This window comes from Paraburkholderia sp. SARCC-3016 (assembly GCF_031119615.1).
Lineage (GTDB): Bacteria > Pseudomonadota > Gammaproteobacteria > Burkholderiales > Burkholderiaceae > Paraburkholderia.
In genome coordinates this window covers 19102-42505 of record NZ_JAVHZD010000033.1, presented here as the reverse complement: position 1 = coordinate 42505, position 23404 = coordinate 19102, and the positions used below count along the sequence as shown (strand labels likewise).

Here is a 23404-nt window from a genome sequence, read left to right as displayed (position 1 = left end):
TTTCGTGATCAAGTGATTAAACTACGGGTCCTGGCCTGGTCGACCCAGGTCTTTATCCGGCCAATACGGATCGCCAAGCGGCGAATCCGTCCGCATTACATCAGGTTTGCATGAGTCACGATTTCGAACCCACGCTGGCCGAGGCGCAACAGCACTACGCCGCCGGTCGATTCGACGAAGCCGCACGCCTGCTGCAAAGCGTGCTGGCGAGCGCGCCCGATCACGGCGAAGCGCATGCGGGTCTCGGCTTCATCGCTGCCCGGCAGGGCGACCACGCGCGCGCGGCAGCCCACCTCGTAGAGGCATCGGCGCGCATACCGATGCCGGTCGACGACCTGAACTTTGCGGCACAGGTGTGTCAGTCGGCGCAGCGGCACGACGATGCGATCGCGTTGTTCGAGCGTTGTCTCGCGCAGTTCCCGAACCATATCGCGTCGCTGCATGGCGCGGCGATGTCGCTGGTTCAGGTCGGCGACTTGCCGCGCGCGCTCGAAAAGCTCGAGCATCTGTGCAAACTCCAGCCGCAGTCGGCCGAAGCGCACTACAACCGCGGCACGCTGCTCGGCCAGATGGAGCGCTTCGACGACGAACGCGTTGCATACGAGCAAGCGATCAGACTGAAGCCGCGCTTCGTGGCCGCCTATACGAATCTCGGCGTCGCGTTGCGCGATCTGGGGCGCTTCGACGACGCGATGCTTCAGTTCAAAAAGGCGCTGGCGATCGATCCAAACGACGCGGGCGCCCGTACCAACCGGGCGCAGACGAATCTGCTGCGCGGCGAATTCGAGCACGGCTGGCGCGAATACGAATGGCGCTGGCGCGACGGCACGATGAGCCACGGCTTGCCGGAAAGCACGCAATGGACCGGTACGCAGCCGATTGCCGGCAAGACGGTTTTCGTGCATCAGGAGCAGGGCTTCGGCGACACGCTGCAGTTCGTGCGGTTCGTCGAGCGCCTCACAGCGATGGGCGCACGCGTCGTACTGCGCGTGCAGGACGCGCTGCTGCCGCTGTTGCAGCACTATCGCGGCGCGGCCGACGTGATCGGCGAGCGCGCGCCGGTGCCGGCGTTCGACTATCACATTCCGATGCTGAGCCTGCCGCTTGCGCTGAAACTGCGCGAAGCCGATTTCGACACGGCCGGTCCTTATCTGCACGCGCCCGAATCGCTCGTCGCGCAATGGGACGATCTGTTCGCGCATGCTTCCGGACGTCCGCGCGTGGGCATCGTGTGGTCCGGAAGCCGCATGTTGCTCAACGATCGCAACCGCAACCGCGCGATTCCGCTCGAGCAATTGCAACCGCTGTTCGACGCGCAGGCGGACTTCGTTTCGCTGCAGCACGACGTGCGCGACAGCGACCGCGCGCGTCTCGCCGAACTCGAAACCCGCGGCGTGCTGCGCGACGTTGCGCCGCGCCTCACGTCGTTCGCCGATACGGCGGCGCTGATCTCCCGGCTCGATCTCGTGATCGGCGTCGACACGGCGGTCGCGCACCTGGCGGGCGCGCTCGGCAAGCCCGTGTGGATTGCGCTGCCTTTCATGCCGGACTGGCGATGGCAACTCGAGCGAAGCGACAGCCCGTGGTACGCAACGGCGCGGCTCTTCCGGCAGCCGGCACGGGGCGACTGGACCGGCGTGATCGCCTCGCTTCGCGCACAGCTCGAAGCGGGTACGCCGCATGCGCAGGTCTCGAAGCCGGCGCGCTGAAAAGCGCGTTTAGCCCGCAGCTGTGACCCCATTCTGGAATAGTTCGATTCCCTGGTTGTTGTATCTGGCGCCGTGACGATCGGACACTGTACCGATTCGACGGCCGCGACGATTGCGGTCTTTGCGGACCGCGAGGGCCGACCGGGCCGATATGACAATGCGATGGCAATAGTCCGGGAACCACGCCGCGGCCAGGCATCTTCTCGACAGTCGGTACATTCAAGCGAGGGCGCGATGAGAGTCGAACAAATCTACGATTTCGCGGCGGGTTTTTACGATTACCTGTTTGGGCGCGCGTTCCAGCATGGCCGCGAGCGCAGTACCGCGCACATCAACGCGAGAGCCGAAGAGGGCGCGAAGATTCTCGAAGTCGGGCTTGGCACCGGCCTTTCGCTGCCGCTTTACCGCTCCGATCTGCGCATTACCGGCGTCGATATCTCGGAGAAAATGCTCGATCGCGCACGGCGCCGCGTCGAATCGAAAGGTCTCGGTAACGAAATTCGCATCGTGAACATGGATGCGACCGCGCTGCAATTCGAAGACAACAGTTTCGACTTCGTCGTCGCGATGTATGTCGCTTCGGTCGTGCCCGATCCGGCCGCCTTCCTCAGCGAGATCTCGCGCGTCTGCAAGGTGCGCGGCGAAGTGATCGTCGTCAATCACTTCGCTTCGAGTAACCGCTGGGTCCGCGCGTTCGAGCGCCTGCTCGCGGGCCTCGAGTCGGTGATCGGTTTCAAGTCGGATTTTCCGCTCGAAGAGGTGCTGAATTTTTCCGACTTTCAGTTGATCCGCTCCGAGCGCGTCAACGCGTTCCGCTACTGGCACCTGCTGCATTTCAGGAATGCGCCGCAAACGCCAGTCGCCTTTCCGTCGTCGCGGCTCGCATACTCATCGGCGGCGTAAGAGCGGCAAAACAACGGACGATGAAAAACGGCAGGCGGCGCGCTTTGCTCGGGCGCGCCGCCTGCCGACCATGACGCTGGCCGGCGATCAGGCGATGCCCGGCGTCTGCCGGTCGCCGCGCTTGTCCCTGTGATGATCGGCGCCGATAAACATATACATCGCCGGCACGACGAAGAGCGTAAACAACGTGCCGATCGACAGTCCGGTGAAAATCACGAGGCCCATCGCATTGCGGCCCGCCGCGCCCGCGCCCGAGGCGATCACGAGCGGCAGCACGCCGAACACCATGGCGGCGGTGGTCATCAGAATCGGCCGCAGACGCACGGCAGCCGCCTCTTCGAGCGCCTCGCGCTTCGATTTGCCGGCACGCTGCAACTGGTTCGCGAACTGTACGATCAGAATGCCGTGCTTGCTGACGAGCCCCATCAGCGTGACAAGCCCGACCTGCGTGTAGATGTTGAGCGTCGACAGCCCGACGTTGATAAAGATCAGCGCGCCGAAGAGGGCCATCGGCACCGACACGAGAATCACGATCGGATCGCGAAAACTCTCGAACTGCGCGGCGAGCGCGAGAAACACGATGATCGTCGCGAACAGCAGCGTGACGACGAAGCCGCCCGACTCCTGCACGAACTGGCGCGAGAGCCCCGCATAGTCGGCCGCATAGCCGGCCGGCGCCGCTTCGGCCGTCGCCTTGCGCAGGAAATCGAGCACTTCGCCTTGCGAGACGCCGGGCACGACCACGCCGGAGATAGTCGCCGAATTCAGCTGCTGGAAGTGGTTGATCGACTCCGGCACGACCTGCTGCTTCAGATGCGTGACGGTCGACGCCGGAATCACGCTGCCGTCGGGCGTGCGCAGATAGTAGTCGAGCACCTGCGACGGATTCAGGCGGTCGGTCTGCAGCACTTGCGGAATCACCTTGTACGAGCGCCCCGCGATCGAGAAGTAATTGACGTAGTTGCCGCCCAGCGCCGCGCCGAGCGCCGCGCCGACATCGGCCTGCGTCATGCCGAGCGAGGCGACCTTGTCGCGATCGACGACCAGCACGCTTTCGGGCTTGTCGACCTTCAGGTCGCTGTCGACGTAGAAGAACATGCCGCTCCGGTATGCCTTCGCGAGCACCGACTGTGCGACTTCGTTGAGGTTCTCGAACGGCTCGGTCGTTGTGATGACGAACTGCACGGGCAGCCCTTGCGCGCCCGGCAGCGGCGGAAACTGGAAGGCGGCGACGCGCGCGCCCGCGATGCTGTTCCACTTCTGCTGCAGTTCCTGCTGCAGCTGCGTCGCGCCTTTCTTGCGCTTGTCCCAGGTCTTGAACAGCACGCCGCCGATGCCCTGATTCAGCGTCGGCGCGCCGGTCAGCTGGAACATCTGCGAGTATTCGGGCAACTGCTTCGAGATCTCGAACACCTGGTCCGCGTACGTCTGCATCTGCTGGATCGTCGCGTTCGGCGGCCCCTGGATCTGCGATAGCACGATGCCCTGGTCTTCCTGCGGCGCGAGTTCCGATTGCGATGTCATGAAGAGGTACACGGTGCCGCCGAGCAGCAACACGCCCATCACGATGAACACGGGCCACGTGTCGAGCGTCGCGTGCAGGATGCGCGAATAACCGCGGTGCACGCGCTCGAACTGCCGGTCGACGAACCGTACGAAGCGGCTCGATTCCTGTTCGCTCGTGAAAAAGCGCGAGCACATCATCGGCGAAAGGCTCAAGGCGATGATGCCCGATACCGTTACCGCGCCTGCCAGCGTGAACGCGAACTCGGTAAAGAGCGCGCCCGTCAGGCCGCCCTGGAAGCCGATCGGCGCGTACACGGCGATCAGCACGACCGTCATCGCGAGAATCGGGCCGCCCAGCTCGCGCGCCGCGATCAGCGCGGCCTCGAACGGCGGCCGGCCTTCCTCCTTCATATGGCGGTCGACGTTCTCGACGACGATGATCGCGTCGTCCACCACGAGGCCGATCGCGAGCACGAGCGCAAGCAGCGTGAGCAGGTTGACCGAGTAGCCGAGCGCCTGCATGACGAAGAACGTGCCGACCAGCGACAGCGGCATCGCGACCACCGGAATGATCACCGCGCGCAGGCTGCCGATAAACAGGAAGATCACGACCGTCACGATCAGCAGCGCCTCGACGAGCGTCTTGATCACTTCCTCGATCGACGTGTTCACGAAGTCGGTTGCGTCGTAGACGATGTCGCCGGTCATGCCGGTCGGGAACTGCGACTGCAGGCCCGGGAACGCGGTGCGCACGCGCTTCGCGACATCGAGAATGTTCGCGTCGGGGGCCACCTTGATGCCGATGAACACCGAGCGCTTGCCCGAGAACGCGACGTTGAAGTCGTAGTTGTCGGCGCCGAGCACGACGTTTGCGACGTCTTCGAGCCGCACGATCGCGGTGCCTTTCTGCTTGACGACGAGCTTCTTGAAGTCGTCGACGGTATGCAGATCGGTGCCTGCGTTGAGGTCGACCGACACCATCTGGCCTTTGGTCGTGCCGAGCGTCGCCAGGTAGTTGTTGTTGCCGAGCGCGGTATAGACGTCCTGCGCCGTGACGTTGTGCGCGGCGAGACGCGCCGAATCGAGCCAGGCGCGCAGCGCGAACTGGCGTCCGCCGAGCACTTCGGCCGTCTGCACGCCTTCGATCGAATCGAGCTTCGGCTTGACCACGCGCAACAGGTAGTCCGTGACGTTATTGCTCGGCAGCACGCTGCTATAGAAGCCCATATACATCGCGTCGGTCGTCTCGCCCGTCTGCACGGTCAGCACCGGTTGCTGCGCCTGCGGCGGCAACTGGTTGCGCACCGAGGCGATCTGCGTGTTGATTTCGGTGAGCGCGCGATTCGAGTCGTAGTTCAGACGCAGCGTGACGGTGATCGTCGACACGCCCGTCGTGCTCGTCGACGACATATAGTCGATGCCCTGCGCCTGCGCGATCGCGGCTTCCATCGGCTGCGTGATGAAGCCGGCGATCGTATCGGCGCTCGCGCCGTAGTACGCGGTCGTGACGGTGACCACGGCGTTTTCGGTCTGCGGATATTCGCGCACCTTGAGCGCGATCAGCGCGCGCACGCCGAGCACGAGGATCAGCATGCTCACGACGGCAGCGAGTACCGGCCGCTTGATAAAGATATCGGTGAAGTTCATGCGCGGCCCCTCACTGTTCCTGTGGCTGCGGATTCGGGCTGTCGGCTGGCTGCACGCGATTGTCGATCACGAGCGGCGTGCCGTTCTTCAGCTTCAGCTGGCCGCTCGTCACGACCTGCATGTCCGCCTCGATGCCCTTCAGGATCGCGACCTGGTCGCCGCGCGTCGGCCCTGGCGTGACGAACACCTGCTGCGCGGTCGGCATGGCCTTGCCCTGCGCGCTCGATGCGGCCTTGTCCTGCGGGGCAGGCTTCACGATGAATACCGTCGCGCCGTACGGGTTGTACGTGATCGCCGTTTGCGGCAGCGTCAGATAACGCTGTTCGCCGCCCGCGTCGATCTTCACGTTCGCGTACATGCCGGGCAGCAGCTTGCGCTCGCGATTGTCGACGGTCGCTTCGATCTGCACGTTGCGCGTCGTGTTGTCGACGCGCGGATTGATCGAGCGGATCTTGCCGGCGAAGGTGCGCCCGCCGAACGCATTCGTATCGATCACGATCTGCTGGCCGACCGCAAGCTGGCCCAATTGCTGCTGCGGCAGATAGAAGTCGGCGTAGATCGGATCGATGGCCTGCAGCGTGACGATCGCATCGCCCGGATTCAGATACTGGCCCGGGTTCACCGTCGTGATGCCGACGCGGCCCGCGAACGGTGCGCGGATCGTCTTCTTTTCGACGAGCGCCGCCTGCTGCGCGACCTGCGCGGTCTTGGCCTTGAGATCGGCAGCGTCCGCGTCGAGCTGCGCTTTGGCGATCGCCTGGATGTCGAACTGCGCCTTGTCGCGCTTATAGACCGTTTGCGCGAGCTCGGCCGCGGCCTGCAGCGAGCGCAGCAGTGCGACGTCGGAATCGTCGTTCAGACGCACGAGCACCTGGCCCGCTTTCACGTCCTGCCCCGACGAGAAGGCGATCTCGCGCACGAGGCCCGGCACTTCGGTCGTCACGTCGACGCCGCGCACCGCGCGCAGGCTGCCGACCGCCGCGAGCTGCGGCTGCCACGTCTGGTACTGCGCCACGGCCGCGGCGACCGTGGCGGGCGGCAATGCATTGTTGGCCATGAACTTCGCGATCATGTGCGCCTTGAACAGATTGAAGCCGACAATCGCGCCGAGCAGCAGCGCGACGCAGATCAACATGATGATCATGCGTTTCGTCATACGCCGTCTGTGACGGGCAGGCGTGTCTACCGTTTCGATCTGATTGGCGGTCGGTCCTTTTGTGCTCATCGTTATGTCCTTGCACGTCTCATCGTGAAGCGCCGGCGCGGGCTCGCCTTCGGCCGGTCCAACGGCGCTTCGTCCTTATCGGGTAGTCATTGCGCCGCGGCGGTCTCGGGCAGCGGATCGTTCCACCAGCCGCCGCCGAGCGCCTGGAACAGCGCAGCCGTATCGGCGTAGCGCGCCGCCTGCGCCTGCGCGAGGTCGACCACCGTCTGCTGATACTGGCGCTGCGTGACGAGCAGCGACAGATAGCTGATGCCGCCGAGCTTGAACTGGCCGCGCGCCATCTCGAGCGCGTCGCTGGCCGATTGCCACGCGTCGGTTTGCGCGCGCAGACCGTTTGCGTCGTGATCGAGCGCGCGCAGCGAGTCGGCCACGTTCTGGAACGCTAACAAAACCGTTTGACGGTATTGCGCGTCGGCCTGTTCGTACGCGGCCACGGCCGCGCGCTTTTCCGCGAGCAGCTGGCCGCCGTGGAACAGCGGCTGCAGCACGCCGGCGCCGATGGCCCATACCGTGCTTTCCGCGCGGAACAGTTCGGCCGGCGTCAGCGACTGCGTGCCGTAGCTTGCCGACAGCGTGATCTGCGGGTACAGGTTCGCGGTCGCGACGCCGACTTGCGCGCTCGCCTGATGCAGCGTCGCATCGGCCGCGAGAATGTCGGGCCGCTGTCTGACGAGCGCGGACGGCACGCTGACGGGCAGCGTTTGCGGCAGCGAGAACATCTCGAGCCGGAACTCGGGCAGCGTCGGGTCGTTCGGCGGGCTGCCCGACAGCACCGCGAGCTGATGGCGCGTCTGGTCGAGTTGCTGCTGCAACGGCGGCAGCGTCGCGCGCGTTTGCGCGAGCAGCGTCTGCTGCGTGAGCACATCGGTCTTGCCGATGCCGCCGAGTTCGAACTGCTGTTTGAGCACCTTCAGTTGCGACTCTTCTTCCGTGGCGATTTCTTCGGTCGCGGCGATCTGCGCGCGCAGCGATGCTTCCCTGACCGCCGCGGTGACGATGTTCGCAGTCAGCGCGAGCCATGCGCCCTGCAACTGGTAACGCTGATAGTCGACCTGCGATTGCGCCGCCTCGACGCCGCGCCGCGCGCCGCCCCACAGGTCGAGCGCATACGACACGCTGACCGACGCGTTGTACAGGTTCAGGTCTTCGGTGAACTGCGGCTGACCGAAGGTGATGCCGTTGAATTTTTCGCGCGTCGCGTTCAGTTGCGCGTCGACGCGCGGCAGCAGCGTGCCGCCGAACTGCGCGCTGAGGTTCTCGCGCGACTGACGCAGCGCGGCGCGCGCCGACGCGATGTTCGGACTGTTCGCAAGCGCCTTGCGAATCAACGTATCGAGCGGCTCGCAATGGTATAGCGACCACCACGCGGCGGGGATGTCTTCGCCGGCCGCAAAGCGCTGCGGCACACCCGATGCACCGGGCGCCGACGCAGTTTGCCCGGGCAGCGGCGCCGCGGTGTAGCGGTCGGTTGCGGGCGGCGCCGGCGTGCGGTAATCGGGGCCGACCATGCAGCCCGTCAGGAGTACTGGCAGCAGCGCGACAAACGGTACGGCGGGCAAAAGAGACGCGAGCCGCGGCGCGGCGAGCCGTGCGGTCGACGCAGGCGCCGCGGCCGCCGCGGAACTGCGAAGCGCCGCCCATAGCCGGTCTCGTAACAGGTAGAGCGGGTTATTGTCCTTTGTCATCAATCCACCATAATTCGCCGCGCGCCATTTGAGGTGAGGCGCACGGATGCCGATAGTCAATGCAACTAATCTGGTTTTTTCGGGATGCAAAATTCGTGGCGGCATGCCGAATTGGCGCATAGCCTAGCATGGGTCGAGCGCGTGCCGGCAATCGGGCACAGGCGCCGCAGGGCTTTGTTCAGATATATCGCAGCGGGAATCCACCAGGCGGGCGCACATCGCAAATCACCTATGCTGGTGCCGCGCGCCGAGACAGGCCGCCGCATCGGGAAACGAATCATGAAAATGCCGACGAATCCAGGGTTCGAGATGCTGACGATGTCGATCTTGCAAACGCTGCGTGCGCGATCGATGATGCGCAAGGCATCGCGGATGACCGCCGCCGTGTTGGTCGCGTCGCTCATGTTCCACGGCGGCGCTGCGCGCGCCGACTCTCTGATACCGGCTAGCGTGCAGCTCACGCCCGTTGCGCAATTTCCCGGCACGAAGGCCTATATGGCGCCCGACTATCGCGCGCAGCGCGCACGTCTTCACAGCGTCTACCTCGTGCCGATCGAAGTATTTCTCGCACCGGATTCGCCATACAAAGGCATCGACCCCGACGAAATGGCGCAGGTCACGCGCACTTTTGCGCAGATCCTGACGCAGGAAGTGATGAAGGACATGATCGTCGTGGATACGCCGCAACCCGATTCGCTGATCCTGCAGATCGCGCTGACCGACGTGCGGCTCGACAAGCAGGGCTTCCGCTTGCGCAACCTGACGCCGGTCGGCATTGCGATCAACGGCGTAAAACGCATCGCGGGTGTCAGCAAGATTTCATTCAAAACGATGACCGTGCAGGCGATCGGCGCGTCGGGCGACAACGAGACGCTGCTGTTCGCCATCGACAATCCGCCGCGGCCCGGCGATGTGCAGGAATCGGTGCGGCTCGACGAGATACCGGCAGTGCTCGCGACGAAAGCGCAAAACCTGAGGGCGGTGTTCGAGGCGATACGGGATGCGCATTGAGTTGCCGCATCGGGCCATCGCGTCATCGCGGGCATTTCGATGTGCGCGCAACAGGATCAGCGCGGCGCGGCGGCGGAAGACGTGACGACCGCCACGTTACGCACCGGCTGTGCGTAGACGACGCTGCCCACGGAAACGGTGGCGGGCACAACGACGCCGCATGTGACCGGAATCGGCACCGCTGCGTAGGGCAAGGTTCTGACCGATGGCACCGTGGCTTCCGTGGCCGCTCCCGCACCGGTCACGGAAGCCCGGACGACATAGGCGGGCGGCGGCGCATAAACAGGACGCGGCGGCGGGCAGAAGACGGTTACCGGCACATAGGCGGCGTGCACGAACACGGTTCCTGCCAGCGCGCTCTTCGACCATGCGGACCAGCCGATGCCCAGCGCGGCGGCAGCGGACGAACAGACAGAACGGATATTCACGCAAACACTCCTCGTATCGATTGTGCGCAAGGCAACCCGCGCAGCGGTCCGGTGCGCGGTGGAACCGACGAAACGGTATGGGCCTGCAACAAACGATACGTAGCGCGGCACGGGAAAAACAGCGAAAACATGTTTCATTCGATGTCGTCGCGAAAGCAGAATGCGCGACATCGAATGACATGGTTTTCGCGTTGCGTCGGGCGCGGCGAGCGACAAGAATTCGCCTGTCACCAAACGGTTCGCGGCACATCGCAAGCGACGCAGGTGAGCGACTCGACGGAGGTCGGTATGAAGAAGTGGATTGCGATGCTGGCGCTGTGCCTTGCATCGGTAAGCGTATTGGCGCAACAAGCGCCGGCCCAGAACGCGCAGTCGATGCAGGGCATGGGAATGGGCATGGGCGGCTCCGCGCGTATGCAGCGCATGATGCAACAGTTGCAGGAACGGTTTGCCGCCGCCAACACGACGCACGACGGCAAGCTCACGAAGCAGCAGGCAGAACTCGGCATGCCCCGAGTCGCGCAGCATTTCGATCAGATCGACACGCAGAAGGCCGGATATGTGACACTGCCGCAAATCGAGCAGTTCCTCGCAACCCAGCGCCGTGAATAGCCCGTTTTCAAAGGAGCCTTTGCATGGACCGGTCCCCCCGCATCATCGTGCTCGACGACGAAGCCGAGCTGCGCAATATGCTGCAGCGCTTTCTGACGTCGCAGGGTTTTTCGGTGCGGGTGGTGGAAAACAGCACGCGCCTCAAGCGCTATCTCGAGCGCGAGCCGTTCGACCTGCTCGTGCTCGATCTGATGATCGGCGACGAAAACGGTCTCGATATCTGCGCGCGCCTGCGTGCCGAGGGTGAGACCTTGCCGATCCTGATGCTGACCGCGAAGGGCGATCCGCTCGATCGCGTGGTCGGCCTCGAAACCGGCGCCGACGACTACCTTGCCAAACCGTTCCTGCCACAGGAATTGACCGCGCGCATCAATGCGCTGTTGCGCCGGCAGAAGATCGCAGCCGGCGATCCGACCGTCACGACGCAGACGCTGCGCTTCGGCGAGTTCCGGCTCGACGTCGGTAAAAGCCTGCTGTTTCGCGGCGACGAACCGATCGAACTCCATTCCGCCCAGATGCTGCTGCTGACCGCGCTCGGCTCGTCGCCGAACCGCGCGGTGAGCCGCGACAATCTGATCGCGCGCGCGCGCGGCCGCGACCACGACGCGCTCGATCGCAGCATCGACGTGCAGGTGCTGCGGCTGCGCCAGGTGATCGAAGGCGATCCGTCGAAGCCGCGCTTCATCAAGACCGTCTGGGGCGTCGGCTATATGCTGATCGCGGACGTCGAATAATGGCGCGCCTGATGCGCAGCTTCATGCCACGCCCGATGCCGACCTCGATACCACGCTTGCTGCCACGTCTGTTGCCGCGTTCGCTGCTTGCCCGCAATATCGTTCTGTTGTTCGCGCTCGTCGTGGTCAGCGAGGCGTGCTCGCTGACCGTGCTGCTGCACTATGTGCAGCGACCCCGCGTCGAGCGCGCGGCCGCGGTGTTCGGCGCATACATCACCACGCTCGACACGGTGCTTGCCGCGACGCCGCCCGCCTCGCGCGACGTGACGGCTGCGCGTATCCGCGCGCGCGCCGATGTGCCGCCCGATGCGCTCGCGCAGCCGCCGGTGAGACCGCTCGAGTTCTACCGCACGCATGAACTCGGCATTTTTCTCAAGACGCTGCGCCGCTATCTGCCCGCGGGCAGCGACGTGCGCTGGGAAGCCGAAGCCATGCGCGGAGCGCCGCAAACGATGTGGCTGCGCGTGCATATTGCCGACACGCCCTACTGGATCGCGTTGATGCTGCCCGAAGAGGCGCAAGGCGGCCGGCTTCTGAGCGCGCTGCTGCTGGCGCTGTCGCTCGGCGTGCTGGCCGCGCTGACCGGCTTTCTGCTCCAGTTGCATTTGAACCGGCCGCTACAGCACCTTGCCGATGCGGCGCGGCGCATCAGTGCCGGCGACGCGCCCGCGCCGCTGCCCGTCGATGGGCCGACTGAAATCGCGCAGGTCAGCACGGCGTTCAACCAGATGACGCAGGCGCTGCAGCAGGCTGAAGCAACGCGTGCGGTGATGCTCGCCGGCATTTCGCACGACATCCGTACGCCGCTCACGAAGCTGCGTCTCGCGATGGCGATGGCCGGCGCGCCGCGCGACGCGCCGTTCACCGATGCCGCCGAGTCATACCTCGATCAGATCGACACGATCCTGCAGCAGTTCATGGACTATGCGGGCAGCGGCGAACGCGAGGCTGCACAGCCCGGCGATCTCAATGCGCTCGTCGAGCAGCTCGCTGCGGATTTCGCGGGGCTCGGGCATGATTTCGAACTGTCGCTTGCGGACCTGCCGCCGGTCGCGTTCCGTCCGATCAGCATGATGCGGCTGCTCATGAACCTGATGCAGAACGCGGTCAAGTACGGCCGCAGCGGGTTTGCGGTGCGCACGTGGCGCGATGCGCAGGCGGTGTATGTCGCGGTCGGCGATCGCGGCACCGGTTTGTCGGCCGCCGAACTCGAGGCGCTGAAGGCGCCGTTCCAGCGCGGCAGAAATGCGCATAGCGGGACGAGCGGCACGGGCCTCGGCCTCGCGATCGTCGAACGGATCGCGCGCCTGCATGGCGGCACGCTTCAGTTCCATCCGCGCGACGGCGGCGGGCTCGAAGTGCGGGTCGTGCTGCCGCAATGATGCAGCGCTTGCCGCAAAGCGGGCGCAACGGGTCTATCCAGAGCACGACGCGAGTCAGTCAAGGAGCGAGAGGGCATATCGATGACGACCATCGCAGGGCCGATCGACAGCGAGCATCTCCGGGACGAATGGCTCGAAGCGGACGGCTTCGGCGGTTTTGCATCGGGCACGGTCGGCATGCCGCGCACGCGCCGCTACCACGCGCTGCTGCTCGCGGCGACGCGGCCGCCCGCGGGGCGCGTCGTGCTCGTCAACGGCATCGAGGCGTGGGTCGACGTGAATGGCGAGCGCTATGCGCTGACGACGCAATGTTATGTGCCCGATCTGAACGTGCCCGATATCGCCGATCGTCTGCTTGGCTTTACGACCGAGCCGTGGCCGACGTGGCGCATCGCGCTCGGCGCGTTCGCGGGAACGGGCGCGGACATGAACGCCGAAATCAGTGCCGAAGTAAGCGCGGAAGTGTTCGTCGCAAAAGCAACCGGCGAAACCGTATTGCGCTGGCGTCTGCAGTGCGGTGCGAGCGCGGGAAGCGCAATGAACGGAACGAACAACGGCAGCAACCGTGAGCTTCCACGCGGTGTCACCTTGCACGTGCGTCCGCTGTTGTCGGGCCGCGACTATCACGCATTGCACCATGAGAACGGTGCCTTCGACTTCACTGCGGAGATCGACGGTGCCTGCGTGCGCTGGCGTCCATACGGCGACTTGCCGGCGATTCGCGCGGCATCGAACGGCAGCTATGCGCATGAGCCCGACTGGTACCGCAATTTCTGCTACCCGGTCGAACGCGAACGCGGGCTCGAATTCACCGAAGATCTCGCGACACCGGGCATTTTTTCGTTCGATCTTTCGGCGTGCGATGCCGTTATGATCCTGAGCGCCGAAGGCGTACCGCGCGCGCAAGCGTTCTCCCCGTCCGACGCATTTGCGCATGCGCAGCAGCTCGATTACGTGGAACGCACGCGTCGCGCGGCATTCGCATCGCGCCTGCATCGCTCGGCCGATGCGTACGTGGTTGCGCGCGAAGGCGGCCGCACGATCGTTGCCGGTTTCCCGTGGTTCACCGATTGGGGCCGCGACACGTTTATCGCGATGCGCGGACTGCTGATTGCATGCGGACGCTACGACGAAGCGCAAGCGATCCTGCTGCAATGGTCGGCCACGCTGTCCGAAGGTATGCTACCGAACCGCTTTCCCGACTACGGCGATACGCCCGAGTACAACTCGGTCGACGCATCGCTGTGGTTCGTCGTCGCCGTGCACGACTATCTTGCTGTGCAGCATGCGCCGGATGCGACGCGCCGGTGCTTGCAGCAGGCCGTCGACGAAATACTCGCGGGCTATACGCGCGGCACGCGCTTTGCCATCGGCGCCGACCACGACGGCCTGCTGCGCGCGGGCGTGCCCGGCGTGCAGCTAACGTGGATGGACGCGAAGATCGGCGACTGGGTCGTGACGCCGCGCATCGGCAAACCAGTTGAAATTCAGGCGCTGTGGATCAACGCATTGCGCATCGCATCAAACTGGAATGCGCAGTGGCAGGCGCCGGCCCGACGCGCGGCGCGCGCTTTCGTCGAACGATTCATCGATCCGGCCAGCGGCGCATTGTTCGACGTGATCGACGTCGATCATGTAAGCGGCACGTTCGACCGTGCGATTCGCCCGAACCAGATTTTCGCGGTCGGCGGCCTGCCGTATCAGATCGTCGATGGCTCGACCGCGCGCGCCGTCGTCGAGCAGGTTCGCGTCCATCTGCTCACGCCGATGGGCCTGCGCACGCTCGCGCCGTCGGACCCCGCGTATCGCCCTCACTATGCGGGAGGCCCGCGCGAGCGCGATGGCGCCTATCATCAAGGCACGGTGTGGCCGTGGCTGCTCGGGCCGTTCGTCGAAGCGTGGCTGCGCGTCGAGGCGCCCGATGCGGCGGCGCGCGCGGCAGCCTGCGAGCGCTTTATCGCGCCGCTCGCTGCGCATCTGGATCGCGCGGGCCTCGATCACATCAGTGAAATAGCCGACGCAAACGCGCCGCATCGCCCCGCGGGCGCGCCGTTTCAGGCGTGGTCGCTCGGCGAGCGGCTGCGCATCGATGCGCTGCTGGCCGCGCGGGACTAGCGATACCCCGCTAATTGCGCAGTGCCGCGCAAAGCGCGCTACGATGTGACTCCTGCTGCCTTGTCAAAAGGAGGACGCTGTCATGCCCTGCCTTCGCGCCTGCAATCTGCTCGATACCGTCGAGGGCGCCCGTCTGCATTCCGCCGACTGTGCGCACTGGCAACGCTGGGGTCCGTATCTGAGCGAACGCCAGTGGGGCACCGTGCGCGAGGACTATAGCCCGAACGGCACCGCATGGGATTACTTCCCGCACGATCACGCGCGCAGCCGCGCGTACCGGTGGGGCGAAGACGGCATTGCCGGCTTCGGCGACGACATGCTGAACTGGTGCGTGTCGCTGGCGCTGTGGAACCGGCGCGACCCGATCATCAAGGAACGTCTGTTCGGTCTCACGAACTCGCAAGGCAATCACGGCGAGGACGTCAAGGAACTGTATTTCTATCTCGACGGCACGCCGACGCATTCGTACATGCGGATGCTGTACAAATATCCGCATGCGGCGTTTCCCTACGCGGACCTCGTCGAAGAGAACGCGCGCCGCGGCGCCGATATGCCCGAGTACGAAGTGCTCGACACGGGCGTATTCGACAATTCGCGCTATTTCGACGTGACCGTCGAGTACGCGAAGCACACGCCCGAAGACATCGTGATGCGCGTGACCGTCGAGAACCGCGCCGACGAAGCCGCGTCGCTCGACGTGCTGCCGCAGATCTGGGCACGCAACAAGTGGTCGTGGCAGGGGCTCGAAGACAAGCCCTCGCTGATGTTCGAGAGGATGCGCGACCGCACCTATCTGTTCGGCCGCCATCCGGGCTATGAATCGATTATCGTCGCCGCGTGGCGCAAGGACGTCGAGCGCGAGAACACCGGTTACGGAACCGGCGTCGAATGGCTCTTCTGCGAGAACGAAACCAATCCGCGGCGGCTGTACGGCATGGAAGATGCGACCGGCCCGTTCAAGGACGGCTTCAACGACTACCTCGTGCACGGAGAGCGCGACGCGGTGCGCCGCGATTCCGGCTCGAAGGCGGGGGCCCACGTGCCGCTCGAACTCGAGCCGCACGGCACGGCAGTCGTCTATTTGCGCTGGCGTGTCGCGTCGTCGCCCGATGAAGTGCCGCTCGATTGCGACGCGCTGTTCGCGCGCCGGATTGCCGAAGCGGACGAATTCTACGGCGCGCTGCAACGCGAAATCGAAGACCCCGATGAACGTCTCGTGCAGCGCCAGGCGCTGGCCGGCATGCTGTGGTCGAAGCAGTTCTACCAGTTCGACGTGCAGCGCTGGATGGACGGCGACCCGGCGCAGCCGGTGCCGCCCGCGGGCCGCCGGCGCGGCCGCAATGCGGACTGGCGGCATCTGTGCAACGCGGACATCGTGTCGATGCCGGACAAGTGGGAGTACCCGTGGTACGCATCGTGGGACCTCGCGTTTCATGCGGCGGCCTTCGCGCTCATCGATCCCGCGTTCGCAAAGCGCCAGTTGCTGCTGCTCGTGAAAGACCGGTATCAGCATCCGAACGGCCAGTTGCCCGCCTACGAGTGGGCCTTCGGCGATGCGAATCCGCCCGTGCACGCATGGGCCGCGTGGCGCGTCTATGAGATCGATCGCGCGCTGACCGGCAAGGGCGACCGCGATTTTCTGGAGCTCGTGTTTCACAAGCTGCTGCTGAATTTCTCCTGGTGGGTCAACCGCAAGGACGCGGACGGCCGCAATATATTTCAGGGCGGTTTTCTCGGGCTCGACAACGTCGGCATCTTCGACCGTTCGTCGCCGCTGCCGACGGGCGGCCATATCGATCAGGCGGACGGCACCGCGTGGATGGCCGCCTACGCGCTCGACCTCATGCGCATCGCACTCGAGCTCGCATACGAAAACCATGTGTTCGTCGATATCGGCGTGAAGTTCTTCGAGCACTTCCTGTATATCGCCGAAGCGGTCAGTTGCGAGGACGGTTGCGAAACGGGTTTGTGGGACGGACAGGACAGCTTCTTCTACGACAAGCTGCGCCTGCCCGACGGCAGCAACGTGCCGATGCGCGTGCGCTCGATCGTCGGGCTGATTCCGCTGTTCGCGGTGCACGCGCTCGAACAGCGGCTGCACGGCACGCTGCCCGGCCTGCATGAGCGGCTCATGTGGTTCTTTCGGCACCGGCCCGATCTCGCGCGGCTCGTGTCGCGCTGGAACGAGCCGGGCAAGGGCAATACGCTGCTGCTGTCGTTGTTGCGCGGACATCGGATGAAGGCGCTGTTGCGCCGAGCGCTCGACGAAACCGAGTTTCTGTCCGACTACGGCGTGCGGGCGCTGTCGCGCGTGCATTGCGACGAACCGTTCGTGTTCCGGTTCGACGGCAAGGAATTTTCCGTCAAGTATCTGCCCGCGGAATCGGATTCGCGCGTGTTCGGCGGCAACTCGAACTGGCGCGGGCCGGTCTGGATGCCGGTCAATTTCCTGCTGATCGAATCGCTATACGAATTTCACCGCTATTACGGCGACGAATTTCGTATCGAGTATCCAACCGGGTCCGGCCAGCGGCTGTCGCTGCGCGAGATCGGCGACGAGCTCGCGCGCCGCCTCACGAAGCTGTTCCTGAAAGACGCGAACGGCAAGCGGCCGGTGATGGCCGCCTATCCGCAGTTGCAGGCGGACCCGCGTTCTGACGACCTCGTGCTGTTTCACGAGTATTTCCATGGCGATACCGGCCGCGGCGTCGGCGCGTCGCATCAGACGGGCTGGAGCGGGCTGGTCGCGCTGCTGCTGCAGCCGCGCGAAGTGGCGACGTCGGGCCTCGTGCCCGCGGCGGCCAGCGAAGCCGAGCAGGCCGAGGCGGTCAAATAAGACAAGCGCAAACCGCGCACGCATGCAGCAAGGGCCGCCCGATACGCACTCGCGCTGGCATCGGGCGGCACAACCTGCTTGCCGTTGCGCATACGGGGGCGCAGTTCTTGCCGCGTCGATGTCATGCTGGCGCGGCGGCTTTACGGAAGTCTTGCGAAAGCGCGCCGCCGCGCGATCCGATGGAACTGTATGGCCGCGCGGCGGGTCATCCTGGTAATGCCAGTCATCTATGGGTCACCATCTGCGAGGGAATGTCATGCCGTCCGATACGAATGCCACCGTCGAAGTGAATGCGTCCAGGGCAACCTCGGCCACCGCCACCGCGAAAGTGCCTGCTGCGCCGCCCGCCGCGCTCGCCCGAGGCGAGGGTCCTTGCGGACCCGCGGGCGAATGCAAGGCGCCGCCGTGCACGCTCGTGATCTTCGGCGCGGGCGGCGATCTGACCAAGCGTCTGCTCGTGCCCGCGTTGTACAACCTCGTCGTCGACGGGCTGCTCGATGACGGCATGCAGGTGATCGGCGTGAATCGCGGCGAGCGCGGCACCGACGATTGGCGCGACGATCTGCATGCATCGCTGCAGCAGTTCGCGGCGGAGCGCTCGAGCGCGGGCAAGGCCGACGAAGCGTCGTGGAACTGGCTTGCGCAGCGGCTGCACTATATGGGCGGCGACTTCTCGACGCCCGAGACCTTCGAGCACGTGAAGCGGGCAATCGGCAAGACCGGCTGCAGCAATGCGATCTTTTATCTCGCGATCGGCGAGCGCTTCTTCAAGCCGGTCGTCGAACAGCTCGGCAAAGCGGGCTTGCTCGATGAAGAGAGTGCGGGCGGCTTCAGGCGCGTGGTGATCGAAAAGCCGTTCGGCAACGACCTCGCATCGGCGCGCGATCTGAACGAGCACATCCTCGCTTACGCGAAAGAAGAGCAGATCTACCGGATCGATCACTTCCTCGGCAAGGAAACGGTGCAGAGCATTCTCGCGGTGCGCTTTGCGAATGCGCTGTTCGAGCCCGTATGGCGCCGCGAGTATATCGACAGCGTGCAGATCACCGCGTCCGAGACGCTCGGCGTCGAAGGGCGCGGTGCATTCTACGAACATACGGGCGCGTTTCGCGACATGGTGCCCAATCACCTGTTCCAGCTGATGGCGATGATCGCAATGGAGCCGCCGAACTCGTTCGATGCGGAAACGGTGCGCGACAAGAAGGCCGAAGTGTTCGAAGCGATCCAGCCGCTGCGTGCCGAAGACGTCGTATTCGGACAGTACGAAGACGGACCCGCCGGTGTCGGCTATCGCAAGGAGCCAAACGTCGCGCCCGACAGCACGACCGAAACCTACGCGGCCGCGCGGGTTCAGATCGACAACTGGCGCTGGGGCGGCGTGCCGTTCTATCTGCGCACGGGCAAGCGGCTCTCCGTGCGCCGCACCGAGATTGCAGTGCAGTTGAAGCGCGTGCCGTTCCTGATGTTCCGCGATACGCCCGTCGATTCGCTGATGCCGAACGTGCTGACGCTGCGTATCGATCCGACGCACGGCACGCGTTTCGACTTCAACGTGAAGGTGCCGGGCCCGACGATGCGCATGGGCCGCGTGCGCTCGACATTCGATTACAACGATTTCTTCAAGGAACAGGCGAACGTCGGCTACGAAACGCTGCTGTACGACTGCATGCTCGGCGACGAGACGCTGTTCCAGCGGGCCGACAGTATCGAAGGAAGCTGGGCGGCGGTGGACGCGGTGCTGCATCCGACCGCCGGTGGGGCGATGCCCGTGCATGGCTACGCGGCGGGCGGCAGCGGGCCTGCGCAAGCCGATGCGCTGCTGGCGCGAGACGGGCGCGCCTGGCGGCCGCTCGACGATGAGCCGAAGCGGCGCTGATGGGTCGAGTGGAAAGAACAACTTCAAAGGGACGATGACGATGCCAACACGAAAAAAGGCGGTGGCAAGCACGAAGACGAGTGCGAAGAAGACTGCACGGAAGAAGGTTGCCGCAAAGAAGGTCGCTGCAAGGAAGGTTGCGGCAACCGGGAGTCCGACCGCAGCCGCCGGCAGGAAGGCCGCCGCGCCGCGCAAGGCGGCACAGTCCGCACCGTCGTCACGGCACACCGCCGGCGGGCTCGGTGCGCGCGAGCGCATTCTTGCCATCGATATCGGCGGTACGGGACTCAAGGCCGCGGTCATCGACGGCAACGGCAAGATGCTGAGCGAACGCGTTCGGATCGCCACGCCGCATCCGTGTACGCCCGAGCAGATGGCCGACACGCTGGCGAAGCTCGTCAAGCCATTACTCGAGCAACATCACCCGACGCGGATGTCGATGGGCTTTCCCGGTGTCGTGCGCGAGAACCGCGTGCTGACCGCGCCGAATATCGGCGACGAGGGCTGGCATGGCGTGCCGCTCGCCGACATGCTCGCGAAGCGCGTCGGCGGCTTGCCGGTACGGATGATCAACGACGCCGAGATGCAAGGTCTCGCCGCGATCGAAGGGCACGGTCTCGAATTCGTGCTGACGCTTGGCACCGGCGCGGGCACGGCGCTCTTTCGCGATGGCGAACTGATGCCGCATCTCGAACTCGCGCATCACCCCGTCAGCAAGAATCGCACGTACGATGAGTACATCGGTGGACACGCGCGCGAGTCGGCGGGCGACAAACGGTGGAACAAGCGCGTCGAGAAGGTCATCGGCATACTCGAGCGGCTCGTGAACTATGACCGGTTGTGGATCGGCGGCGGCAATGCGGTGAACCTGAAGTTCGATCTGCCCGCGAACGTGGCGATCGTGTCGAACGCGGCCGGTATCGAGGGCGGTGCGCGGCTCTGGCATCCGCGTTCGGTACGCGAAACCCGGCAGCTTCCGAATACGGATTTGCGCAGCGAGCAGTCTGGCTAGGGGTGGGCGCGGAGCTTAAGGCAGATTGCCGGCGCCATACCGTGAGCTGGCGAAAGGAGCGGGCGCGCGGTCTCCGCTCCTTTTTTCGATGCCCGGCGTTACAGGCTATGCGTTGAGACCCAAAGCCAGATGGGCTTCCATCCCAACGTGACGCCGAGAACCGCGACAATTCCGGTACCCGTCCAGAACAACCGGTGGACAAAGTCCTTCAGCGACGAGAGTTTGTCTTCGGTTGTCTTCACCCGCTCGAGCGCGCTCGTCTCCAGCTTGTCGGCGCGCTGCTCGACTTTTCCGACGCGCCTTTCGAATCCCGACGCGCCTTTCGAATCGCTCCTCGGATTCGCGGCTCAGTTGAGTCAGTCGCTTCTCAGACTCGGCGCTCGATTGAGCCCAACGCTTTTCGGCCTCTTCGCTCGACCTGGCCCAACGCCTTTCGGCTTCCTCGCCCAGCTTGGTCAGGCGCCTCTCGGATTCTTCACCCAGCTTGGTCAAACGCTTCTCGGACTCTTCGCTCAATTTGGTCAAACGCAATTCCGATTCGCGGGCGAGATCGGTGAAGCGGACCTCCGAGTCCTTCACGTACGCGTCTAACTGGAGTTGAGACGTTGTCAAAGCGCCAAGCTCGCGGTGGATACGTGCGAGTTGTTCGTACACCGCGAAAGCGAAGTCGCTTCCGGTCTCATTGCCCATTGTCTGAGCCTGAACCGGCAGGTCGGGCGCGTCGACGACGGCGCTTTGTGTCCAGGAAGTTTGCATCATGTTTTACTCAGCTGCAGACCTATGAATTCCCATATCGACTTCGGTGCACGGCCGTGAAACGCCGTTACCCGCAATAAGATGCCCATTCCGGTGCGGCCTTCGTTGATGCCGAGTTTTTCCCCGAGCTCGACTGTCGAGCCGTTGAAGGACAGAAAGAACTTGTCGCTGGCCACTTCGTGGAAATCACGTGCGGAAACGAGCTGTCTTGCTGCTGCGATGACCCTGTCCGGATTGGACAGCGCTGTGATGAAGTACAGAGCCATGGCTGGGTTCGATCTTTCCTGCTATGGAATAAGCGTCCACCAAATCGTACCTCACCTCGATATCTGCCTGGTAATCCTTTTTATTTTAATATGCATCACTGCCTTAAAGGCGCTCGATATATCTAAACTTATTCTCTATTAATAGCCGGATATAAGACACGGACCCGCGCATTGCAATATACAAACAAGGAAATTCCGAACCAGTCCTACAAGCAGGACGCTGTCGACCGAGGAGAGCGCCATTCGTCTCCCCGGTCCGTCTTCGAGTGGCCGATCAAGCCGAACCTTATCGAGCCGCGTCACCCCAACGGTATTCGACGGTCGCATCGTCGAGCTGCGCCTTCACTTCAGGATCGAGTTTCAGATCGATTGCCGCGAGCGTCTCGTCGAGCTGTTCGGGCCGGCTCGCACCGATGATCGCCGACGTCACGACCGGATTGGCGAGCACCCAGGCCAGCGACGTTTTCGCCAGCGACACGCCGGTTTTGTCGACGATGCCGCGCAGCTTGTCGATGGTCTGGAACTCGCGCTCGTGCCAGTAGCGCTCCTGGTACATCGCGCCGGCCTTGCCGACGGTGGCCGACGTGAAGCGCCCCTCGGCGGGCTTCGCATCGTGCCGATGCTTGCCGGTCAGCAGGCCGCCCGCGAGCGGGTTATACGGCATGACCGCGAGTTTCTCCTCGGCGGCGAGCGGCAGCAGTTCGCGTTCGATCTGACGGAACAGCAGGTTGTAGCGCGGCTGCACCGATACGAAGCGCACGACGCGCAACACATCCGCGCGGCCCAGCGCGCGTGCGAGCCGGTACGCGAGGAAGTTCGACACGCCGACATAGCGCGCCTTGCCCGAGCGCACGATCGTATCGAGTGCCTCGAGCGTTTCTTCGAGCGGCGTGTCGTGATCGTCGTTATGCAGCTGATAGAGATCGACGTAGTCGGTGTTCAGGCGCCGCAGCGAGTTGTCGATCGCATTGAGCAGATGCTTGCGCGACGAACCCTGGTCCCACTCCGACGGACCGACCTTGTTGAATGCCTTGGTCGCGACGATGAAGCGCTCGCGCTTGCCCTTGAGCCACTGCCCGATGATTTCCTCGGTACGGCCGGTCTGTTCGACGGTCGCGCCGAGCGGATAGGCATCGGCGGTGTCGATGAACGTGACGCCCGCATCGGTCGCCTTGTCGAGAATGGCGCGCGATACGGATTCGTCAGTCTGAAGGCCGAAGGTCATCGTGCCGAGGCATAGACGCGAAACAGTCAGGCCTGTGCCGCCGAATTTGCAATATTGCATGGACGTGTCTCCGCAATGAGGACGTAAGGGAAAGAAAGGCGCACGACATTGTGCGCAATGCCTGCGGGAGCGGCCCGCGCGGGCCCCGCGCCGGGAGCGCGATGCGAAAACACGAAGCATAGCGGGTATCGCGACTTCGCGTCGGAGACGGCGTGCACAACACCCGCCGCATTGAAAATTTTGCACACCGGTCGTGTCCAGCGTTTCCACGTTGCAATGGCCTTGCCGCCTTGCGGCAAAAACGGCCGACGTGCGGACTTACACATTGCAACACACTCGCGTCACGCCCGGCGGGCCGGGACTTCGCGCATCGCGTGTTCGTATGCGGCGCACGCATCGGCCGCGCGACGCATTCCGTGGGCATGAATTTCGCACTTCGGCCAATACTGCAACTGCCTGGCGGAGTGCGGCGCGCC

General features: G+C 64.4%; 17 protein-coding genes. 10 read left to right on the top strand and 7 right to left on the bottom strand.

Going from position 1 to position 23404, the window contains the following annotated elements:
• Window positions 1–110: 110 nt before the first annotated feature.
• Together QYH69_RS28125 and QYH69_RS28120 are read left to right on the top strand one after the other, a co-directional pair.
• Window positions 111–1709 carry a tetratricopeptide repeat-containing glycosyltransferase family protein gene (locus QYH69_RS28125; protein ID WP_308834991.1) on the top strand — a complete coding sequence of 533 codons (1599 nt, stop codon included), beginning with the start codon at window positions 111–113 and terminating at the stop codon, window positions 1707–1709.
• A gap of 234 nt (window positions 1710–1943) precedes the next feature.
• Window positions 1944–2612: a class I SAM-dependent methyltransferase gene (locus QYH69_RS28120; protein WP_308834990.1), complete on the top strand. Its 669-nt coding sequence runs from the start codon at window positions 1944–1946 to the stop codon at window positions 2610–2612.
• 87 nt (window positions 2613–2699) lie between these two features.
• On the opposite strand, the gene QYH69_RS28115 is transcribed toward QYH69_RS28120, so the two are convergent.
• From QYH69_RS28115 to QYH69_RS28105, 3 genes are all read right to left on the bottom strand, one after another.
• A complete protein-coding gene (locus QYH69_RS28115) occupies window positions 2700–5765 on the bottom strand; it encodes an efflux RND transporter permease subunit (RefSeq protein ID WP_308834989.1) in 3066 nt (1021 codons plus the stop codon).
• Window positions 5766–5775: 10 nt separating this feature from the next.
• Window positions 5776–6921 carry an efflux RND transporter periplasmic adaptor subunit gene (locus QYH69_RS28110; protein ID WP_308835033.1) on the bottom strand — a complete coding sequence of 382 codons (1146 nt, stop codon included), beginning with the start codon at window positions 6919–6921 and terminating at the stop codon, window positions 5776–5778.
• 155 nt (window positions 6922–7076) lie between these two features.
• Window positions 7077–8498, bottom strand: a complete 1422-nt coding sequence (locus tag QYH69_RS28105; RefSeq protein WP_374992514.1) for an efflux transporter outer membrane subunit — start codon at window positions 8496–8498, stop codon at window positions 7077–7079.
• A gap of 456 nt (window positions 8499–8954) precedes the next feature.
• Between QYH69_RS28105 and QYH69_RS28100 the strand changes: the two genes are divergently transcribed.
• Complete coding sequence (locus tag QYH69_RS28100) at window positions 8955–9686, top strand: DUF3313 family protein (RefSeq protein ID WP_308834987.1); 732 nt, start codon at window positions 8955–8957, stop codon at window positions 9684–9686.
• A 56-nt stretch (window positions 9687–9742) separates the two neighbouring features.
• Here QYH69_RS28100 and QYH69_RS28095 read toward each other — a convergent pair whose 3' ends face one another.
• Entirely contained in the window at window positions 9743–10114 is a 372-nt protein-coding gene (locus tag QYH69_RS28095) for a hypothetical protein (protein WP_308834986.1), read from the bottom strand.
• A gap of 288 nt (window positions 10115–10402) precedes the next feature.
• Between QYH69_RS28095 and QYH69_RS28090 the strand changes: the two genes are divergently transcribed.
• From QYH69_RS28090 to QYH69_RS28060, 7 genes are all read left to right on the top strand, one after another.
• On the top strand, window positions 10403–10726 hold the full coding sequence (locus QYH69_RS28090) for an EF-hand domain-containing protein (RefSeq protein ID WP_308834985.1): 324 nt from the start codon (window positions 10403–10405) through the stop codon (window positions 10724–10726).
• A gap of 23 nt (window positions 10727–10749) precedes the next feature.
• Complete coding sequence (locus QYH69_RS28085) at window positions 10750–11460, top strand: response regulator (protein WP_308834984.1); 711 nt, start codon at window positions 10750–10752, stop codon at window positions 11458–11460.
• Between the two features lie 35 nt (window positions 11461–11495).
• Window positions 11496–12842 (top strand): ATP-binding protein, encoded by a 1347-nt coding sequence (locus QYH69_RS28080; RefSeq protein ID WP_308835032.1) that lies wholly within the window; start codon window positions 11496–11498, stop codon window positions 12840–12842.
• A gap of 81 nt (window positions 12843–12923) precedes the next feature.
• Complete coding sequence (locus QYH69_RS28075; protein WP_308834983.1) at window positions 12924–14957, top strand: amylo-alpha-1,6-glucosidase; 2034 nt, start codon at window positions 12924–12926, stop codon at window positions 14955–14957.
• 82 nt (window positions 14958–15039) lie between these two features.
• The gene (locus QYH69_RS28070) at window positions 15040–17793 is read left to right on the top strand and encodes a glucosidase (RefSeq protein WP_308834982.1); all 2754 of its coding nucleotides are present in this window, start codon (window positions 15040–15042) and stop codon (window positions 17791–17793) included.
• A gap of 256 nt (window positions 17794–18049) precedes the next feature.
• Entirely contained in the window at window positions 18050–19669 is a 1620-nt protein-coding gene (gene zwf / locus QYH69_RS28065; protein ID WP_308834981.1) for a glucose-6-phosphate dehydrogenase, read from the top strand.
• A gap of 40 nt (window positions 19670–19709) precedes the next feature.
• Window positions 19710–20681: an ROK family protein gene (locus tag QYH69_RS28060; protein ID WP_308834980.1), complete on the top strand. Its 972-nt coding sequence runs from the start codon at window positions 19710–19712 to the stop codon at window positions 20679–20681.
• A 105-nt stretch (window positions 20682–20786) separates the two neighbouring features.
• On the opposite strand, the gene QYH69_RS28055 is transcribed toward QYH69_RS28060, so the two are convergent.
• The 3 genes from QYH69_RS28055 to QYH69_RS28045 form a co-directional block, all read right to left on the bottom strand.
• Window positions 20787–21440, bottom strand: a complete 654-nt coding sequence (locus QYH69_RS28055; protein WP_308834979.1) for a hypothetical protein — start codon at window positions 21438–21440, stop codon at window positions 20787–20789.
• Window positions 21437–21703 carry a hypothetical protein gene (locus QYH69_RS28050; RefSeq protein ID WP_075157984.1) on the bottom strand — a complete coding sequence of 89 codons (267 nt, stop codon included), beginning with the start codon at window positions 21701–21703 and terminating at the stop codon, window positions 21437–21439. The genes QYH69_RS28055 and QYH69_RS28050 overlap by 4 nt, the downstream gene beginning before the upstream one ends.
• A gap of 286 nt (window positions 21704–21989) precedes the next feature.
• Window positions 21990–22988, bottom strand: a complete 999-nt coding sequence (locus QYH69_RS28045) for an aldo/keto reductase (RefSeq protein WP_075157983.1) — start codon at window positions 22986–22988, stop codon at window positions 21990–21992.
• Window positions 22989–23404: the final 416 nt, after the last annotated feature.

Excerpts from the sequence above, each read along its gene's own strand:
- QYH69_RS28115 (WP_308834989.1), bottom strand. The coding sequence starts at position 5,765 with ATGAACTTCACCGATATCTTTATCAAGCGGCCGGTACTCGCTGCCGTC.
- QYH69_RS28090 (WP_308834985.1), top strand. The coding sequence starts at position 10,403 with ATGAAGAAGTGGATTGCGATGCTGGCGCTGTGCCTTGCATCGGTAAGC.
- QYH69_RS28075 (WP_308834983.1), top strand. The coding sequence starts at position 12,924 with ATGACGACCATCGCAGGGCCGATCGACAGCGAGCATCTCCGGGACGAA.
- QYH69_RS28110 (WP_308835033.1), bottom strand. The coding sequence starts at position 6,921 with ATGACGAAACGCATGATCATCATGTTGATCTGCGTCGCGCTGCTGCTC.
- QYH69_RS28100 (WP_308834987.1), top strand. The coding sequence starts at position 8,955 with ATGAAAATGCCGACGAATCCAGGGTTCGAGATGCTGACGATGTCGATC.
- QYH69_RS28045 (WP_075157983.1), bottom strand. The coding sequence starts at position 22,988 with ATGCAATATTGCAAATTCGGCGGCACAGGCCTGACTGTTTCGCGTCTA.
- zwf (WP_308834981.1), top strand. The coding sequence starts at position 18,050 with ATGCCGTCCGATACGAATGCCACCGTCGAAGTGAATGCGTCCAGGGCA.
- QYH69_RS28055 (WP_308834979.1), bottom strand. The coding sequence starts at position 21,440 with ATGATGCAAACTTCCTGGACACAAAGCGCCGTCGTCGACGCGCCCGAC.
- QYH69_RS28085 (WP_308834984.1), top strand. The coding sequence starts at position 10,750 with ATGGACCGGTCCCCCCGCATCATCGTGCTCGACGACGAAGCCGAGCTG.
- QYH69_RS28070 (WP_308834982.1), top strand. The coding sequence starts at position 15,040 with ATGCCCTGCCTTCGCGCCTGCAATCTGCTCGATACCGTCGAGGGCGCC.
- QYH69_RS28050 (WP_075157984.1), bottom strand. The coding sequence starts at position 21,703 with ATGGCTCTGTACTTCATCACAGCGCTGTCCAATCCGGACAGGGTCATC.
- QYH69_RS28120 (WP_308834990.1), top strand. The coding sequence starts at position 1,944 with ATGAGAGTCGAACAAATCTACGATTTCGCGGCGGGTTTTTACGATTAC.
- QYH69_RS28125 (WP_308834991.1), top strand. The coding sequence starts at position 111 with ATGAGTCACGATTTCGAACCCACGCTGGCCGAGGCGCAACAGCACTAC.
- QYH69_RS28080 (WP_308835032.1), top strand. The coding sequence starts at position 11,496 with ATGCCGACCTCGATACCACGCTTGCTGCCACGTCTGTTGCCGCGTTCG.
- QYH69_RS28105 (WP_374992514.1), bottom strand. The coding sequence starts at position 8,498 with ATGGTCGGCCCCGATTACCGCACGCCGGCGCCGCCCGCAACCGACCGC.
- QYH69_RS28060 (WP_308834980.1), top strand. The coding sequence starts at position 19,710 with ATGCCAACACGAAAAAAGGCGGTGGCAAGCACGAAGACGAGTGCGAAG.